Origin of the sequence: Lentisalinibacter orientalis (genome assembly GCF_040706535.1) — a bacterium.
Classification (GTDB): Bacteria; Pseudomonadota; Gammaproteobacteria; order Steroidobacterales; family Woeseiaceae; genus Lentisalinibacter; species Lentisalinibacter orientalis.
The window spans coordinates 1-18,492 of record NZ_JAPDRJ010000001.1 but is presented as its reverse complement, the minus strand read 5'-3'; the positions used below and the strand labels follow the sequence as shown (position 1 = coordinate 18,492).

At 68.8% G+C, this 18,492-nt stretch carries 13 protein-coding genes; 10 read left to right on the top strand and 3 right to left on the bottom strand.

Features of this window, described 5'->3' with window-relative positions:
- The first annotated feature begins 94 nt into the window (after positions 1-94).
- From ACJMK0_RS00065 to ACJMK0_RS00045, 5 genes are all read left to right on the top strand, one after another.
- Positions 95-3,178 carry a PAS domain S-box protein gene (locus ACJMK0_RS00065; RefSeq protein WP_405234777.1) on the top strand — a complete coding sequence of 1,028 codons (3,084 nt, stop codon included), beginning with the start codon at positions 95-97 and terminating at the stop codon, positions 3,176-3,178.
- 233 nt (positions 3,179-3,411) lie between these two features.
- Complete coding sequence (locus ACJMK0_RS00060) at positions 3,412-4,896, top strand: pyridoxal-phosphate dependent enzyme (RefSeq protein ID WP_405234776.1); 1,485 nt, start codon at positions 3,412-3,414, stop codon at positions 4,894-4,896.
- Positions 4,897-5,005: 109 nt separating this feature from the next.
- Complete coding sequence (locus ACJMK0_RS00055; protein ID WP_405234775.1) at positions 5,006-7,360, top strand: 1-acyl-sn-glycerol-3-phosphate acyltransferase; 2,355 nt, start codon at positions 5,006-5,008, stop codon at positions 7,358-7,360.
- Between the two features lie 112 nt (positions 7,361-7,472).
- A complete protein-coding gene (paaN, locus tag ACJMK0_RS00050) occupies positions 7,473-9,167 on the top strand; it encodes a phenylacetic acid degradation protein PaaN (protein ID WP_405234774.1) in 1,695 nt (564 codons plus the stop codon).
- Positions 9,157-10,056 (top strand): SDR family NAD(P)-dependent oxidoreductase, encoded by a 900-nt coding sequence (locus tag ACJMK0_RS00045; protein ID WP_405234773.1) that lies wholly within the window; start codon positions 9,157-9,159, stop codon positions 10,054-10,056. The genes paaN and ACJMK0_RS00045 overlap by 11 nt, the downstream gene beginning before the upstream one ends.
- 42 nt (positions 10,057-10,098) lie before the next feature.
- Here the strand turns inward: ACJMK0_RS00045 and ACJMK0_RS00040 are convergent, their stop codons facing one another.
- The gene (locus tag ACJMK0_RS00040; RefSeq protein WP_405234772.1) at positions 10,099-11,052 is read right to left on the bottom strand and encodes an NAD(P)H-dependent flavin oxidoreductase; all 954 of its coding nucleotides are present in this window, start codon (positions 11,050-11,052) and stop codon (positions 10,099-10,101) included.
- 142 nt (positions 11,053-11,194) lie between these two features.
- Between ACJMK0_RS00040 and ACJMK0_RS00035 the strand changes: the two genes are divergently transcribed.
- Both ACJMK0_RS00035 and ACJMK0_RS00030 read left to right on the top strand, forming a co-directional pair.
- On the top strand, positions 11,195-12,028 hold the full coding sequence (locus ACJMK0_RS00035) for a DUF1295 domain-containing protein (protein ID WP_405234771.1): 834 nt from the start codon (positions 11,195-11,197) through the stop codon (positions 12,026-12,028).
- Positions 12,015-13,004, top strand: coding sequence for a winged helix-turn-helix transcriptional regulator (locus ACJMK0_RS00030; RefSeq protein WP_405234770.1), 990 nt, complete (start codon positions 12,015-12,017; stop codon positions 13,002-13,004). Before ACJMK0_RS00035 ends, ACJMK0_RS00030 begins: the two co-directional genes overlap by 14 nt.
- Here the strand turns inward: ACJMK0_RS00030 and ACJMK0_RS00025 are convergent, their stop codons facing one another.
- Positions 13,005-14,219, bottom strand: a complete 1,215-nt coding sequence (locus ACJMK0_RS00025) for an acetyl-CoA C-acyltransferase (protein WP_405234769.1) — start codon at positions 14,217-14,219, stop codon at positions 13,005-13,007.
- Between the two features lie 138 nt (positions 14,220-14,357).
- On the opposite strand from ACJMK0_RS00025, the gene ACJMK0_RS00020 reads away from it, so the two are divergent.
- Positions 14,358-14,969 (top strand): 2-hydroxychromene-2-carboxylate isomerase, encoded by a 612-nt coding sequence (locus ACJMK0_RS00020; RefSeq protein WP_405234768.1) that lies wholly within the window; start codon positions 14,358-14,360, stop codon positions 14,967-14,969.
- Entirely contained in the window at positions 14,966-16,198 is a 1,233-nt protein-coding gene (locus tag ACJMK0_RS00015; RefSeq protein ID WP_405234767.1) for an acetyl-CoA acetyltransferase, read from the top strand. Before ACJMK0_RS00020 ends, ACJMK0_RS00015 begins: the two co-directional genes overlap by 4 nt.
- Positions 16,199-16,266: 68 nt before the next feature.
- On the opposite strand, the gene ACJMK0_RS00010 is transcribed toward ACJMK0_RS00015, so the two are convergent.
- Positions 16,267-17,253 (bottom strand): SDR family NAD(P)-dependent oxidoreductase, encoded by a 987-nt coding sequence (locus ACJMK0_RS00010; protein ID WP_405234766.1) that lies wholly within the window; start codon positions 17,251-17,253, stop codon positions 16,267-16,269.
- A gap of 148 nt (positions 17,254-17,401) precedes the next feature.
- Here ACJMK0_RS00010 and ACJMK0_RS00005 point away from each other — a divergent pair.
- The coding region (locus ACJMK0_RS00005) for an AMP-binding protein (RefSeq protein WP_405234765.1) at positions 17,402-18,492 on the top strand (1,091 nt) is incomplete at its 3' end.

The window sequence follows — 18,492 nt, the reverse complement described above, 5'->3', positions numbered from 1 at the left end:
TGTTCGCGCTTTGTAGGCGCGGGTTCGCGGGGCCCCCGGCGCCGCTAGACTCGGGGATCCGTCCCGCGCCGGACAGATCGACCGCAGATCGACCATGGAAATCGACCGCCATTTCGCCAACCGTCCCGCTGCCTTCCCCGAGGAGGTCGCCGTGCTGTGGCTCGAAGACGGGCGCATCGTCTCGTCGAGCGGGCCCGTGGCGGCCTTCCTGGGCCGGGACGAGTCTCCGCAAGGCGAGGCCCTCACCGCCGTCATGGCGTCCGGGGTGGTGCCGGCGGCGGCCATCGAGGCCGCCATGGCCGAGGCCGCCGCCGGCCGCTCCCACAGCCTGATCTGGCGGCGGCTGGACGTGCCGCGGCCCTGGCTCGTCGTCCTGGAGCGGGAGGGGCGGCAGCTGCGGGTGTCCTTCCGGCCCTTCCGCCTCAGCCAGATACTGGACAACACGACCACGCTGGTGTTCGTGAAAGACCCCGAAGGGCGCTACGTCCTCGTCAACCGGGAGTTCCTCGAGCGCATCGGCCGCGCGGAGCACGAGGTGATCGGCCGCACGGACTTCGAGCTGATCGACCCGCAGATGGCGGCGGGCTACCGGCGGGTGGACCGTGAGGTGCTGGAGACCTGCCGCGAGATCGAGACCGAGGAGCACGCACGCAAGGGCGAGCGGCGCACGACGTACCTCGTGCGCAAGTTCGCGCTCTGCGACGAGGGCGGCCGGGCCTATGCGCTGTGCGGCATGGCCACCGACATCTCGCGCCGCAAGCTCACGGAGAACGCCCTGAAGAACGTCGCGCTGGGCGTCTCCGGCGCCGTCGGCAGCGACGTGTTCCGGGCCATCGTCGAGAAGCTGGGCGAGACCCTGTCCGTGGATTTCGCTTTCATCGCGCAGCTGGACGAGGATGGCCGCCGGCTCGACGTGCTGGCCGCCTGGAACCGGGGCGAGCTGACGGCGCCGATGAGCTACGACGTGGCCGACACGCCCTGCCGGTTCGTGCTCGGCGAAGGCTTCCAGTACTACTCGGGCGACGCCCAGCAGTGTTTCCCGGCGGACGGCATGTTCCGCACCTTCGGCTTCCACAGCTACACCGGCGTGCCGCTGAAGGACTCGGCGGGCGAGCCGCTTGGCGTGCTGTCCGTGGCCCACAGCCAGCGGCTGCCGGAACCGGAATTCCTGGAGTCCATCCTGCAGATCTTCGCCGTGCGGGCCGCCGCGGAACTCGAGCACCAGCGCGCTCTCGACCGCCAGCAGCAAATGGAGGAGAGCTACCGGACGATGTTCGAGACCGCCGAGGATGGCATCTACATCCACGATATCGATACCGGTTACGTCGTGGACGTGAACCCGACCGTCTACCGCAGCTACGGCTACAGCCGCGAGGAATTGCTCTCGAAGCGCTTCAGCGATCTCGGCTCGGGCGAGTACCCGCACAACTTCGCCGGCGTCGCGAAGCACATCGAGCGGGCCAGGCAGGGCGAGGTGCAGCGCTACGAATGGCACCGGCGCAATCGCGACGGCAGTCTGCACTGGGACCAGATCGTCATGAAGCGGGTGCGCCTCGGCGGCGTGGACCGGCTGATCTCCTACTCCCGGGACATCACGGACCTGAAGCGCCGCGAGGAGGCGCTGAGCCAGAGCGAGGACCGGCTGCGCGCCACCGTCGAAGCCGCGCTGGACAGCATCATCACCATGGACGCGGACGGGCGCATCCTCGGCTTCAACCCGGCCGCCGAGGACTGCTTCGGTATCCACGAGGAGGAGGCGGTGGGCCGCAAGCTCTCCGAGCTGATCATCCCGGAGCGCTATCGCCGCGCCCACGAGCGCGGCATGGCCCGCTACCTGCGCGAAGGCAGCGGCCCGTACCTCGGACGGCGCATCGAGACCTGGGCCCTGCGCTCCGACGGCAGCGAGTTCCCCATCGAGCTGGCCATCGGGGTCGCCCGCGGCGCCGAGGGAGAGATATTCATCGGCTATCTCCGCGACATCACCCAGCGTCACGAGGCGGAGGCGCAGCGCAAACGCCTGGAGGGGCAGCTCCGCCAGGCGCAGAAGATGGAGGCCCTGGGCCACCTGACCGGCGGCGTGGCCCACGATTTCAACAACATCCTGACCGGCATCATGGGTTATCTGTCCATGGGCGCCGACCGGGCGGCGGATCTCGGCGACGACACCATGGTCCGGTATCTCGAGCGCGCGAACCGGTCCGCGGAGAAGGCGCGGGTGCTGATCCAGCAGATGCTGACGTTCAGCCGCGGGCAGAAGAGCCGGCCGCGCGCGCTCGCGCTGGAATCGGTGGTGGCGGAGGCGCTGGACCTGATGCGTTCCACCATACCCAGCACGGTGCATTTCAGGCCGCTGCTGCCGGGAGGGACGGCGCTGGTGCGCATGGATCCGGTGCAGATCGAGCAGATCATCATGAATCTCTGCATCAACGCCCGGGACGCCATGGACGGCGCCGGCGAGATCACCGTCGCGGTGGAGAACGCCGGCCTGCGGGACGCGGTCTGCTCCTCCTGCCGCCATCCCGTCGACGGCGATTACGTGGAGCTGTCGGTGGCCGACGAGGGGCCGGGCATCGGCGATGATCTGCTCGACCGGCTGTTCGAGCCCTTCTTCTCCACCAAGGAGACCGGCCGCGGCACCGGCATGGGTCTCGCGATGGTGCACGGCATCGTCCACGAGCACGGCGGCCACATCCTCGTGGACAGGGCGCCGGGAGGCGGTGCCTGCCTGCGTATCCTGCTGCCGGCTCTGCACGGCATGGTGCCGGACGAGGACGCCCCGGCACCGGGCATCGAGCGGGATGCGCCCAGGCTCGGCGGCCACGTGCTGCTGGTGGAGGATCAGGACAGCGTGCGCGAGTTCATGATCGACCGGCTCGAGAGCTGGGGGCTGCAGGTCACGGCCTATCGGGATCCGCTGGCCGCGCTGCGCGCCATCGAGGACGGCTGCGGGGCGCATTTCGGGCTGTTCGACCAGTCGATGGCGTCGATGACCGGCCTCGACCTGGCCGAGCGGGTGCGCCTCTCCGATCATCCCTTCCCGGTAGCGATCTATACCGGTTATGCCGAGGACCTGCACGAAGCCCGGCTGCGCGCCGCGGGCGTGGTCGAGGTGCTGCGCAAGCCCATCGACCAGCAACGGGTCTTCGAGCTGCTGCGCGAGCACATCGCCGCGGACTGATACGAAGCGGCAACAAAACGCCGTCGTCCCGAAATCCTGCCGATACGTCGGCCGCCTAGTCTGGCTCCATGGTTCACCACGACAGGGGACGAGACCATGGACGACAAGACAAGCAGACACGACGAACTGGATACGCCGACCACCATCCTGGGGCTGATCCTGGGCTGCGGCATCCTGGCCATGAACATCTGGGCGTTCATGCAGGTGTATTGAGACACCGGGAGGCGATGGGCATGAAGAAGCGTTACGAGAGCATCCTCGGCACCATCGGCGACACTCCGGTCGTGAAACTCGGCCGGATGTCGCCCCCGGGCGTCGAGATCTGGGTCAAGCTGGAGGCCTTCAACCCGCTGGGTTCGGTAAAGGACCGCATGGCGCTCGCCGTCATCGAGGACGCCGAGCGCCGCGGTGCGCTGCGGCCCGGCCAGACCGTGGTGGAGGCCACCAGCGGCAACACCGGCATCGCGCTCGCCATGGTGTGTGCCCGCAAGGGTTATCCGCTGGTGGTCGTGATGGCGGAGAACTTCAGCGTGGAGCGGCGTCGCCTGATGCGCTTCCTGGGAGCCGAGGTGGTTTTGACACCCGCCTCGGGCAAGGGCTCCGGCATGCTGGCGAAGGCCCGGGAGCTCGCCGACGCCCACGGCTGGTTCCTGTGCCGGCAGTTCGAGAACGAGGCGAACGCCGCCGCCCACAGCGAGACCACCGCCCGGGAGATCCTCAGGGATTTCGCCGGCGAGCGGCTCGACTACTGGGTCACCGGCTGCGGTACCGGCGGCACGCTGGCGGGCGTCTCGCGGGTGCTGGCCGAGGAGCGCCCGGAGACCCGCATCGTCGTCTGCGAGCCCGACAATGCGCCGGTGCTCGGCAGCGGCCTCAGGCAGAGCCGCAACGACGACGGCTCCCCCGCGGAGAGCCATCCCCGCTTCCGGCCCCACCTGGTACAGGGCTGGTCGCCGGACTTCATCCCGCGGCTGACCGAGACCGCGATGGACGCGGGCCTGGTGGAGCGCGTCGTGCCGGTGGCCGGCGACGACGCACTGCGCTGCGCCCGGGATCTCGCGCGCCTCGAAGGCATCCTGGCAGGCACCTCCGGCGGAGCCACCCTGGCCGGCGCGCTGACCGTGGCGGAGACTGCGCCTGCCGGGAGCGTGATCCTCTGCATGCTGCCGGACACCGGCGAGCGTTACATGTCCACGCCGCTGTTCGACCCGGTGGCGGTCGAGATGAACGAGGCGGAGCAGGCGATCTCGCGGTCGACCCCGTCCTTCCGGTTCGACCGGCCCGCGGCGCCCGCGCCGCAGCCGGCGGAGGAACCGCCGGTCGACGACGAGGCGGCGGCCTTCGTGGAGCGCGTCATCGCGGACGAGCCCGTGCTGATGTTCGCGCTGGAGTGGTGCGAGTTCTGCTGGTCGCTGCGCAAGTTCTTCGAACACTGCGGGATCCCGTATCGCAGCATCGATCTCGATGCCGTCGAATGGCAGGAGGACGACCGCGGCGGCCGGATCCGGGCCGCGCTGAACGCGCGGACCGGCATGCAGACCATCCCCCAGGTGTTCGTCGGCGGCGAGTTCGTCGGCGGTTGCAGCGAGACCTTCGATGCGTACGGCAGCGGCGAACTGCAGGCCGCGCTGGAGAGGGCAGGCGTGGACTGGGCCACCGGCACCGAGGCGGATCCGCACAGCTTCCTGCCGCGCTGGCTGCACTCCCGGGCCTCCTGATCGGGCCCGTCACAGGAATCGGCATCCATGCCATACTGAGTGGCGGGCATCGCGGCGCCAGGCCGGGTACGATCTGATGCCCACGGAGATGCGCGGGGGGCGATCAGGCGTGAACAGGCAGTCACTGCAGGAAACGGCACTGGAGTCGGGAGCGGCGGATTCACCGTGGCCCGACGAGACGCACGGCAGTGTGGTGTTCCTGCTCGATGCTCCCGACCGGTTCGAACACGGCCTGCTCAGGGACTGGATCGAGTCCACCCGCCCGGCGGCCGAGAAGAATGACTATCGCCTGCTCGACCTCCCCCAGGACAGCGAGGGTCTCGCCGGCCTGGATCGCATGGAACCGGATACGTGGCTGCAGCCCGTGCGCATCGTGTGGCTGCCCGCAGAGCGGGACGAGGGCGGCAGCCTGCTGCGGGACTTCTTCTTCGCGTGGACCGAGCGGCCGACGCTGTTCAGCCGCCGCAGGATCGCCCGGGGCCAGCCGGACCGCATGCGTTTCATCGCCGGTCAGGGGGCGCCGCTGGAGGACCTCAGGCAGCGCTATCGCGACCAGCACGGCAGCGACGCGCCCACCGTAGGGCTGTCGGATTTCGTCCGCCGCCAGGCACTGATCACGCTGGAGCGGGCGGAGCGGGTCGCCCGCGGTACGCGCTACAAGGTGGCCAGACTGCTGCCGAAGGACGTGTTCGCCAACCGGGAATTCCGCGAACAGCTGGCCAACCTGGCGCAGCAGCGCGACGAGAGCGTGCAGAAGGTGACCGACAAGGCGGGCGATTACCTGGAGGAGATGGCCGCCCGGCAGACGCCGTTCTCTCTGGACCTCGCCATGGCCATCTACCGGGCGGCCGCGCGCAGCAATCACGACCCGGAGATCGACGTGGACGAGGAGCAGCTGCGCCATGTCGCAGAGCTGCTCGGCAGCCGGCCGGTCGCCTTTCTGATCAGCCACAAGTCCATGCTGGACACGATCGCGCTGTCGATCGTGCTGTTCGATGCCAACCTGCCGCTGCCGCTGACCTTCGGCGGCATCAATCTGAACACGCCGGGGCTGGGGGCGCTCGGCCGGCGCGCCGGCATCATCTTCCTGCGCCGCTCGTTCCAGGACAACGAGATCTACAAGGCGACCTTCCGCCGTTACATCGACTATCTGATCGACAAGCGCTTCTCGCTGCTGTGGGCGCTGGAGGGCACGCGCTCGCGCACGGGCAAGCTGCTGCCGCCGCGCTACGGCCTGTTCAACTACGTGGTGGAGTCCATCCTGCGCACCCAGCTGCTCGACGTGGCGTTCGTGCCGGTGTCGGTGACCTACGACCAGATCACGGAAGTGGAGGACTACGCCACCGAGCAGCGCGGCCACGCCAAGAAACCGGAGGGGGCGACCTGGATCGTGCGCTTCCTGCGCTCCTCGGCGCCCCACGGCCGCATCTTCCTGCGCTTCGGCGAGGAGCTGGCGCTGACCGACCTGGCGCCCCGGGACAGGCTCGAGGCGGGGCCGGACGAGGCGGAGAAACAGTCGCTGGTGCAGAATCTCGCGCTGCAGGTCGCCTTCCGCATGAATGCGGCGACGCCCATCACCGCCACCGCCATCGTCACGCTGATCCTGCTCGCCGCCGGCAACCGGGCGCTGAGCCTGAAGGAGATCGGCTTCCTCACCCGGGTCGGCATGAGTCTGGTGCGGCGTCGCAATCTCGAGATCGCGGGCGACCCGGACTTCCGCCAGCCGGAGACGCTGCCGGCGACGCTCGAGCAGCTGCGCTCCACCGGCATCGTGACCTTCTTCGACGAGGGCACGGAGCGGCTCTACGCCATCACGCCGGACCAGCACCTGAAGGCCGCCTATTACCGCAACACGGCCATCCACCATTTCGTGCTGGACGCGCTGGTGGAAGTGGCGCTGTACCGCGCCGCCGGCGCGCCGGAGCGCGAGCGGGAGGCGGCCGTGTTCACGCTGCTGGAGGAGCTGCGCGAGCTGTTCCTGTTCGACTTCTACTTCCCGCGCCGCCAGGACTATACGGCGGCGGTGCAGGCGGTACTGGAGGAGCGTTTCCCGAGCTGGCGCGACGCGCTTGCGGGCGGCGAGGACGAGGTCGTGCGGGTGCTGCGGCAGAGCCGGCTGCTGCTGGCCCACGCCGTGCTGCGCTCCTTCGCCGACGCCTACCGGGTGGTGGCCCGGGCGCTCGCCGAGGCGGGCGCCGAGGCCGTGGAGGACCGGGCCGGCTTCGTGTCCGGCTGCCTGAAACTCGGCCGGCAGATGCGCCTGCAGGGCCGGCTGTTCTCCGAGGAGTCCGTCTCGAAGTCCCTGTACGAGACGGCGCTGAAGCTGGCGGCGCATCGCGATCTGCTGCAGGGCGGCGGCGGCGCCGCCGACGGTCGGCAGGCCCTGCTGACCGAGCTGCGCGAGGTGCGGCGCGCGCTGGACGGTATTCTGGCCATTACGCTGAACGGGTCCGGGGAGAATTGAGGAGGGATTAAGGGAATCGGGCCTGAAGGCCCTCCTACGGTGCTATGGCTTGCACAACGGGACTGTCAATCCCTAGAATCGTTCCACCCTCCACGGAGCCCGGGACGGAACCATGAGCAGCCTGTTCAAGAAACATCGCGAGACGCTCGAGAAGGCAGTGGATGCCTGCGAGAAGCGTTATGCCTGGACGGCGTACCCGGAGTCGCCCAGCAGCAAGATTCACGGCAAGGAGATTCCCGCCGCCGGACTCGCGGCCTACGAGTCGATGCTGGGGCGGCCGTTCGACATCGAGCTGCCCGGCGCCGTCGGCGAGTTGGGCGAGGAGGTCTCGCCGCTCACCGGCGAGGCGCTCGGCATCACCTACCCGAAGCTCGACCCGGACCGGGCGTTCGCCGCGGTCAGGGAAGCCCAGCACGCGTGGCGGCGGGTGCCCACCGAGGAGCGCGTGGGCGTCTGTCTGGAGATGCTGGACCGGCTGGGCAGCGCCGAGTCGCTGTTCGTCAACGCCCACGCCACCGTCCACACGGCAGGCCAGAGCTTCATCATGGCCTTCGCCGGCTGCGGCGCGAACGCGCTGGACCGGGGCCTGGAGGCGCTGGCCTACGCCTGGAAGGCCATGAGCGACGTGCCCAGCGAGGCGACCTGGCAGCGCCGGTTCGGCGCCGGACCCGAGACCGAACTCGAGAAGCGCTACCGCATCATGCCCCGCGGCATCGGCGTGGTGATTACCTGCGCCACGTTTCCCCAGTGGAACGGCTACCCGGCCATCATGGCGGATCTTGCCACGGGCAACGGCGTCATCGTGAAGCCGCACCCGAAGACCACGCTGCCGGTGGCGATCTTCGTGCGCACCATGCGCGAGGTGCTGGCGGAGGCGGGCCACAACCCCGATCTGATCCTGATGGCGGCCGATACCGAGGCGGAGCCGAACACCCTGGAGCTGATCCGCCATCCGGACTGCGCCATCATCGATTTCACCGGCGGCCCCCGCTTCGGCGGCTGGATCGAGCAGCACTGCGCCGACAAGCTCGTCTTCACGGAGACCGCCGGCTGCAACTCCGTGGTGGTGGAATCCACCGACGACTTCGACGGCATGCGCCGCGCCATCGCCCATTCGCTGTGCCAGGCGTCGGCCCAGATGTGCACCAGCGTGCAGAACATCTTCGTGCCCCGCGGCGGCATCGAGGCCGGAGGGCGTCATCTCTCCTTCGACGAGGTGGCCGCCGGCATCGTGGATGCCGTGGAGGAGTTCCTCGCCAACCCGAAGCAGGCAGGCAACCTGTGCGGTGCGCTGGTGGACCCCCGCATTCTCGAGAGCATCGACCGCATCCGCGACGGCGTGCGGGACCGGGGGCGCATCCTGCGCGACTCCGGGCCCTACGAGCATCCCGACTACCCGGATGCGCGCACCGCCACGCCGCTGATCGTGCAGGTGGACACCGACGCCGGCGACCTGTTCGGCGAGGAGCACTTCGGGCCGATCTCCTTCGTCATCGCCGCCGACGATGCCGACGCCGGGCTGGCCCGGGCGACCGACGACGTGCGCGCCCACGGCGCGATCACGTCCCACGTCTATTCCACGAACGAGGCCTTCCTGGCCCGCGCGGAGGATGCCTACCACGACGCCGGCGCCTCGCTCTCGTGCAACCTGATCGGCATGCCCATCAACTTCGCCGCCGCCTACAGCGACTTCCACGTCACCGGCCTGAACCCGGCGGGCAACGCCTGTCTCGCCGACCTCGATTTCGTGACCCGGCGCTTCCGCTGGGTGCAGACCCGCTGGCCGCGCGCCTCCGATGCCGCCTGAGGCCGCGTCGTTCGAGGGCCGGGTGGTCGTCATCACCGGCGCCGGCAAGGGGCTCGGCCGCGCCTATGCCCGCTACCTGGCCGCGCAGGGCGCGCGGGTGGTGGTGAACAACCGCAGCCACGCCGGCGAGGAGCAGGCCTCGGCCGATCGGGTGGTGGACGAGATCCGTGCCGCCGGCGGCGAGGCCGTGGCGGACTACTCCGAGATCACCGAGGCCGGCGCCGGCGAGCGGCTGCTGGAACTGGCGCTCGATACCTGGGGCAGACTCGACGCCCACATCGCCAACGCGGGCGTCTCCGAGGGCCGGAGCTTCCACAAACAGAGCATCGACGAGTTCCGGCACAATTTCGAGGTGAACCTGTTCGGCACGGTGAACGTGCTGCACCCGCTGTTCCGGCATCTCTACGATCAGCGCGGCGGTGCCGTGCTGCTCAGCACCTCGGTGGCGGGACTCTACGGCGAGCACGGCCTGCCGGCGTATTCATCGTCGAAGGCGGCGCTGCTGGGCCTCACGTACGCGCTGGCCCACGAGGGCGCCGGGCGGGACGTGCGGGTGAATGCCATCGCGCCCTATGCCGCGACGCAGATGACCGAGGCCCATCTGCCCGAGGCGCTGCGCGAGCGCATGGCGCCGGACTACGTGGCGCCGGTGGCCGCCTGGCTCATCGGCGACCAGTGCGCCATGAACGGCGAGATCGTCATTTCGGGAGCCGGCAAGATCGCCCGCGCTCGGATGCAGGAGACCGAAGGCCGCTGGATGGAGAGCGCCGATGCGGCTGCGGCCGGCGCCGTACTGGAGGAACTGGCCGCGCTGCCCTTCGACGCCCATGCGCCGGCGGCGGTGGAGCATTTCCGCCGCTTCGTCGCCGGCGCGCCCGGGACCGGCTGATCGGGCAGGCTGCCGACCGGACCGCGGGCCGGCTGACCGGCCTCAGGGGACCCGCCTGGCGGCCTCGTATTCCCCGGCAATAGCGTCGACGATGTCGGCGAGCGGCTCCACCTTGTGGATCGTGCCCACGCCCTGGCCGGCCGACCAGACGTCCTTCCAGGCCTTCTTCTCGGACAGGTTCATGCCCGTGCCGGCCTCGAGATTGTCCGGGTCCAGGCCGGCCGCCTCGATGCTCTGGCGCATGTAATAGGCGTGGGCGCCGGTGAAGAAGTCGGTGAGCACCAGGTCCGGGAACACGGAGTCGACCACCATCTGCTTGTATTCGTCGGAGGCGATGCTCTCCTCGGCGGCGATGAAGCGGGTGCCCATGTAGCCGAGATCCGCGCCGAGCACCTCCGCCGCACGCACGGCCCGGCCGTCGCCGATGGCGCCCGCCAGTATGAGTATGCCGTCGAAGAACTCCCGCACGGCCGGGACGAAGGCGAAGCCCGCCATGTGCCCCGTGTGCCCGCCGGCGCCGGCGGCGACCAGGGCCAGGCCGTCGACGCCCACCGCGGCCGCCTTGCGCGCGTACTCGACGCTGTTCACGTCGGCGATGACCAGCCCGCCCCAGCCGTGCACGGCATCCACGACATCCTTGGGGCTACCGAGCGCCGTGATGACGATGGGCGGACGGTACTTCTCGAGGATGGCCAGCTCCTGGTCCAGGCGATCGTAGGTGCGGTGCACGACCAGGTTCATGGCCCAGGCATCCGTGGCGCCGGCGACCTGATCGCGGCGGAAGCCGGCCAGCTGCTCGCTGATGGTCGAGACCCACTCCTCGAACACGTCGATGGTGCGGGCATTCGGTGCCGGGAACGAGCCGAGTACTCCCGAGCGGGCGGCGGCCACCACCATCTCCGGACCGGAAACGAGGAACATGGGCGCGACGACGACCGGCAGGCGCAGGCCGGCACGGATTTCGTCGAAGCGCTGTCGTGCGCTGGCGTGTGTCATCCCCCCACCCCAAGGTTGTTTTCCGTATATCTGAGGTTGGCCGTCAATTGGCCGTCACGGATTGGCAATCAGTGACTTTCACGAATAGACTAACACAGGTTTTTCCAAATGGCGCAACCCCAGAAGCGCCGGGGGAGGGATTATGGAGCTGCTCTGGCAGGATACGGGTCTGGTCTTGCTGGTCAACCTGGGCGTCACCATGGGGGCCGTGCTCGTGCTCTGGCTGATCAGCATCCCGCTGCGGGACGTCAGCATCATCGACATGGCTTTCGCGGTGATCCTGCTGAGCGTGGCCGGGGTGACCTACGCGATGACGGACGGCGCCGAGCCGCGCAAGAACCTCATCCTGGCGCTGGTGGCGCTGTGGGCCGTGCGCATCACCGTCCATCTGGTGCGGCGCAACTGGGGCCACGGCGAGGACCCGCGCTACACGAAGCTGCGCAGCTGGGTGAACGACGACCGCGCCTTCGTCTGGCTGAGCCTCCGGCAGGTGTTCCTGCTGCAGGGCATCGTGCTCTGGCTGGTCTCGCTGCCGATCCAGGTGGGGCAGATCTACGCCGAACCGGCGAGTCTCGGCATCGCGGCGTTCGCCGGCGCCGCCCTGTGGCTGGTGGGCTTCGTGTTCGAGACGGTGGCCGATCATCAACTGGCCCGCTTCCGGGCCGATCCGGCCAACAAGGGCAAGGTGCTCGATACCGGGCTGTGGCGCTACTCCCGGCACCCGAATTACTTCGGCGAACTCTGCGTCTGGTGGGGCCTGTTCCTCATCGCCTGCGACAATCCGTGGGGTTTGCTGACCATAATCGGTCCGATCGGCTACACTTACCTCATCGTGAACGTCACAGGACAGCGTACGCTGGACAAGAAGATGGCGCGGGAGAAACCGGGGTACAGGGACTACATGGAGAAGACCAGCGGGATGATCCCCCTGCCGCCGCGACGCTCGACGAACGGCGGGGGCGATGACAGCGAATAACCGGAGCGGCAAAGCCGAGCAGGATCTCATCCTCAGCAGCCAGGTGGCCCAGGCCCTGGCCGTGATCGGTGACCGCTGGGCGATGCTGGTGATCCGGGACGTGTTCCTGGGCTTCCGCCGCTTCGAGGACCTGCGCCACCGCAGCGGTGCCGCGCGTGGCACCCTGGCGTCCCGCCTGAAGCGCCTGGTGGAGAACGGGATTCTGTACCGCAATCCGTACCAGATGTCCCCGCCGCGCTACGAGTACCGGCTGACCGACAAGGGCCTCGACCTCTACCCCGTCATCCTGTCGGTCTGGAACTGGGATACGCGCTGGGGCTTCGGGGGCGAGTCGCACCCCGAACTGGTGCACAAGCACTGCGGACACGCCATGCAGGCCGAGTTCCGCTGCAGCGCCTGTGCCGAGCCCATCACCATGTACAGCGTGCGCTTCGTGCCCGGCGCGCCGGACAGCAAGGGCGCCGCGGTGCCGGCGCGGTTTCAGCGCCGCTCCAAGAAGGACAGCAAGTCCAGCCAGGCGGCCGATCAGCGCTTCTTCCACACGCTGGACGTCATCGGCGACCGCTGGACCGGTCTGGTGACCGCCGCGGCGTACTTCGGCCTGCGCCGCTACGACGACATCGCGAAGGGCATCGGCATCGCCACCAACATCCTCTCGGACCGGCTGAAGCTGCTGGTCCACCACGGCATCATGGAGCGCAAGGCGTATCAGAAGCGGCCGGTGCGCTACGAGTACCGGCTCACCGAGAAAGGGATGGATCTCTACCTGGTGGCGCTGACCATGCACGAATGGGCCAATCGCTGGATCGTCACCCCGGACCGCCGTCCTCTGGAGCTGATTCACCGGCCCTGCGGCGCGCCGCTGGTCAGCGCCATGGTGTGCAGTGAATGCGGCGAGGCGCTGAAACCGGAAGACGTCTACTTCGACCGCGATGCCTACCGCCCGCGCCGGGCCACCGCCCGCGCCAGCCGCTGATCAGGACGCGGCGACGCGCTCCAGGATGAGCCCGGTGCCGATACCGGCGGCGCCGGAGACGGCCACCAGGCCCACCCCCAGGTCCTGACGTTCCAGCTCGTCCAGCACGGTGCCGACCAGGCTCGCGCCCGTCGCGCCCATCGCATGACCCAGCGCGATGGCGCCGCCGTTGGGGTTGATGCGCTCCGCGTCCCAGGGCATGTCGCGCACGAACTTCACCGACACCGCGCCGAAGGCCTCGTTGAACTCCACCAGGTCCACGTCGCCGTGATCCATGCCGGCTCTGGCGAGCACCGCGGCCACCACGTCGATGCCGCCGGTCAGTGCGAGGAGCTCGCTGGAGGAGACGTTGGCCATGGCCCTGATGCGCGCGCGGGGCTTCAGGCCAGCGGCCTCGCCCGCGGCGCGGCTGCCGAGCGCCACCAGCGAGGCGCCGTCCACCACGGCCGGTGAATTGCCGGCGTGGTGCAGGTAGCGGAGCTCCGCCAGCTCCGGGAACGCCGCCTTGAAGGCCGCCGCATAGCCCTTCTCGCCGAATTCGGTGAACAGCGGTTCGAAGGTCGCGAGCTTCTCCGTGGTCACGCCCGGCCGTACGCATTCGTCCTGTTCCACCACGGCCCCGCTGCCGGGATCCGTCACGGCCACCAGCGACTTCGCGAAACGGCCCTCGCTCTGCGCCCGGGTCGCGCGCTGCTGGCTCGTCACCGCATAGGCGTCGCATTCCTCCCGGCTGATGCCGTCCAGGCTGCCCACCAGGTCCGCGGCGAGCCCCATGGGGACGAATCGCGTCTTCTGCGCCACCGCCGGATCGGAATAGAACGTGGCCTTGTCCGAGAGCATCGGCACCCGGGACATGCACTCCACGCCGCCGGCCAGCACCAGTTCGTCCATGCCGGTGGCGATCTTCATCGCCGCGAAGTTGCAGGCGTCGAGCCCGGACGAGCAGTAGCGGTTCACGGTGATGCCCGGCACCGAGGCGGGCAGGCCTGCATACAGGGCCGCCACCTTGGCGATGTTGCCGCCCTGTTCGCCCACCTGGGTCACGCAGCCGAGGATGATGTCGTCGATGCGCCCGGCATCGAGCCCGGTGCGCTCGAGCAGCGCCCCGATCAGCGTCTTCTGCAGGTCCAGCGGTGTGAGCCCGTTCAGGCCGCCGCCCTCGCGGCCCTTGCCACGGGGCGTGCGCACGGCATCATAGATGAAGACGTCGGTCATGTCGGTCGCTCCAGGTGAGTGGGTCGGCGGCGGGCGGTCGGATCGGCTGCGTGTGCATCGATTGCGATCGCCCCACCGGCATTATATAGTCGCCCCGAGTCTAGTTATGAAAGCCATTGGTTTCAACGAGGTCGTCCGATGAAGAGAGCGATCGATTTCTACTTCGACTTCTCCTCTTCCTACAGCTACATCGGCCAGCACCGGCTGCGCGCGCTGGCGGAGGAGTTCGGCGTCAGGATCGACTGGCAGCCGATCGCGCTGGGCGCGATCTTCAAGTCCCGCGGCCACGCGCCGCCGCAGCCGGATTCCCTGAAGGGCCGCTACGTCTGGCACGACGTGGAGCGCTCGGCGGCGGAGTGGGGCCTGTCCTACCACTGGCCCGACCCGTTCCCCTTCAACAGCATCCTGGCGGCCCGCGCGTACTGGTTCCTGAAAGAGATCGACGAGGAAGACGCCGTGGCCTGGATCGGCGCGGTCTTCGACGCGAGCTACGGCCAGGGCCGGGACTGCTCCGATCCGACGGTGCTCGCCGAGGTGGCGAAAGGGCTGGACCTGGATGCCGAAGAGGTGCTGCAGGGCATCGCCCGGGACGAGGTCAAGCAGAAGCTGAAGACCGTCACCGACGAGGCGATGGAGCGGGGCGTGTTCGGCGCGCCCACCTTCTTCCTGGACGGCGAGATGTACTGGGGCGCCGACCGCATCGACCAGATATGGCGGACGCTCGAGCGCGAGCGGCAGGGGGAACGATGAGCGAGAGAGTGTACGTGCTGGGCGGCTACCAGACCGATTTCGCCGCCAACTGGGCCCGCAACGGGGACGAGCTGTTCGACGCCTTCGCGCACACCGTGCGCACCGGCGTCGACACCGTGGGCATCGAGCCCGAGGAGATCGAGGTGGCCCACGTCGGCAACTTCGCCGCCGAGCTCTTCTGCAAGCAGGGCCATCTCGGCGGCTTCTTCGCCGCGCTGCACCCGGCTTTCTCCGGCAAGCCCGCCTCCCGGCACGAGGCGGCCTGCGCCTCGGGCAGCATCGCAATCCTGTCCGCCGCCGCGGACATCGAGGCAGGCCGCTACAACCTAGCCGCCGTGATCGGCATCGAGCAGATGCGCAACGTGCCGGGCCAGACCGCCGCGGATCTCATCGGCGGCCCGGCCATGTGGAGCGGCCACGAGTGCACGGACGTGGAATTCCCCTGGCCCCATCTCTTCAGCGAGCTGGCGGACGAGTACGACCGCCGCTACGGCCTGAAGCACGAACACCTGGCCGGCATCGCGAAGAACAACTTCGACAACGCCCGGCGCAATCCGAACGCCCAGACCCGGCGCTGGGAATTCACCGACGCGAGCTTCGCCGAGGACGACGAGGCCAACCCGGTCATCGATGGGCGCATGCGCAAGCAGGACTGCGGCCAGATCACCGACGGCGCCGCCATCGTCTTCCTCGCCGGCGCGGAGAAGGCGGCCGAATACGCGAAGCGCCACGGCATGAGCCTGGACGACCTGCCCTGGATACGGGGCTGGGGCCATCGCACCGCGCCGATCACCTATCAGCAGAAGATCGAGGAGAGCAGGGACGCACCGTACATCTTCCCCCACGTCCGCGGCGCCATCACCGACGCCTTCGGCCGGGCCGGCATCGAGGGCGTGGATCAGCTCGACGGCATCGAGACCCACGACTGCTTCACCAGCACCGAGTACATGGCCATCGACCATTTCGGCATCACGGCGCCGGGCCAGAGCTGGCAGGCGGTGGAGAACGGCGACATCGCCCTCGGCGGCCGCATCCCCGTGAACGCGAGCGGCGGCCTGATCGGCCTGGGCCATCCGGTGGGCGCCACCGGCGTGCGCATGATGCTGGACAGCTACAAGCAGGTCACCGGTCAGGCCGGCGACTACCAGATCGAAGGCGCGAAGACCGTGGCCACGCTCAATATCGGCGGCAGCGCCACCACCACGGTCAGCTTCGTCGTCGGGCGCTGAGCGGCGGCGAAAGCCGCGGGCGGCGCCGATCCTCGTCAGGTCCCGTCAGGCCCCGCCGAGCCGGCGGGTCAGGCCGAGGCCGCAGGGACTTCGGTGCCGCCCTGATCCAGTTCCTGCCGGAGAAAGTCCACGAGTTCCTCCTCGCTGCACAGCGGCGTGCGCGTGTGCTCGAAGATATGGGTCTCGCGCGGTTTGCGGTCGAACCAGATCACTTCCTCGTCGCCGATCTCCGGCCGCTCGGCGGCCAGCCACAGCGCGGTGTCGCCGCCCTGCAGCGGCGTGCGCAGCAGGACGTTCTGGATCTTCCAGAAGGTCGGCAGGGAGAATCTGACCCCCGGCGTCTTCGACCAGCCCGGATGGGTGACGTAGACGCGCAGTCCCCGGTCGCCGTATCTGCGGTTCCAGTAGTTGGTCAGCGCCACCTGGGCACGCTTGTGGAAGCCGTAGGCGATCTTGCCGCTGTAGCGCTTCGGATCCAGGGTATTCAGGCCCTTGATCGAGCGCGGCACGTTGTACATGCCGCCGGAGGACATGTTCACGATGGTGGCCTGGTCCGCGAACAGGCCGGCCTCCATCAGACCTTCGGTCAGCTGGAAGTGGCTGAGCAGGTTGGTGACGAAGCTCTTCTCCCGTCCTTCGGCAGTGACCTCGTGCTCGTTCAGCAGGACGCCCACGTTGTTCATGAGCACGTCGATCCGGCGTCCATCGGCGACGAGCCTGCCGAGCAGTTCGTCGGTCTCCGCCTGCAGCGACATGTCCGCGACCAGCGGCGTGACCCGCCCGGCGGATTCGGCCGGCAGCGCATTCACCGCGGCCGTGAGCCGCTCGGCATTGCGGGCCACGGCCACCACGCTGGCACCCGCTGCGGAAGCCGTGCGCATGATGGCCTCGCCGATGCCGGCGTTCGCCCCGGTGACCACCCAGTGCTGGCCGGAGAAGTCCCACGGGCGAGAGGAGCCCCAGGGCAGCCCGCGGGCGTAATAGCCGATCTTGGTGTAGTTCGGGGTGAAGCGCCCGTAGAAATTGACGATCTTCAGCAATGTTGCCGCGTCCATCCGCTGCTCCAGTCACTTGCAATATAGAACTTAAAATACCCGGCGCGCGCCGCCGCCGTCAACTGGCGGTTGACGGCCGGGTGACTGCTGGCTAAGGTCGGGTTTCTTAATGCAAGTGACTGCCAGCGCCGTTGGGGGAGATGCGACGATGAGCGGCGACCGAGAAGAGATCCGACCGCCCTGGTTCGATCCGCGCATGCCGGACCGGGACGACTGCGTCCTGAAAGGCCTGCTGGACAGCCGGGCGGAGCGCTGTCCCGATCGCCGCGTCGCCCTGTTCGAGGACGGCACCGAGTGGACCTATGCGGAGTGCCGCCGCGAGGTCCGTGACACGGCCGCCGGGCTGCAGGCCCTCGGCGTCGGCCGCGGCGACCCGGTCATCGCCTGGCTGCCGAACGGCCGGGACATCGTCCGGGTGTGGTTTGCCGCCAATTACCTCGGCGCCATCTATGTGCCGCTGAACACGGCCTACCGCGGCGGCGTGCTGGAACATGCCGTCAACCTGACCGGCGCGCGGATCATGGTCACCCATCCCGACCTGGTGGGGCGTCTGGAAGGGCTGACGCTCGAGAGCCTCGAGCAGGTGGTGCTGTCCGGCGGCGAGGTGCCCGCGGAGCGGCCCGGTCTGCGCTTCCACGGCGCCGACGCGCTCAGGGGCGACGGCGAGGCTCTCGACGACTCCGCCGTGATCGAGCCCTGGGACATCCAGAGCGTCATCTATACCTCCGGCACCACCGGCCCGTCGAAGGGCGTGCTGTCGCCCTACCTGCAGCTCTATACGACGGCGGTCATCAACTACCGGATGGAGGACGGCGACGCCATCCTGGTGAACCTGCCGATGTTCCATGTCGGCGGCACCAGCCCCATCTACTGCGCGCTGGTGAACTCCGGCTCCTTCTATCTGGTGAGCGGCTTCAGCACCACCGAGTTCTGGGACCAGGTGCGGCGTGCGAACTGCGTGACCACGGCCGGGTTGATCGGCGCCATGGCACCGTTCATCGCCAAGTCGGAGCCGCGGCCGGACGATACCGGGAACCCGCTCCGCAACCTGACGATGTTCCCGATCAACGACGAGACCATCGCGCTCGGCAAGCGCTTCGGTTTCGACTACGTGACCGGCTTCAACATGACCGAGGTATCCACGCCGCTCATCAGTGACGTCAACTCCGAGGTCCAGTACGCCTGCGGCCGGCCCCGTACCGGCGTGGAATGCCGGCTGGTGGACGAGAACGACATCGA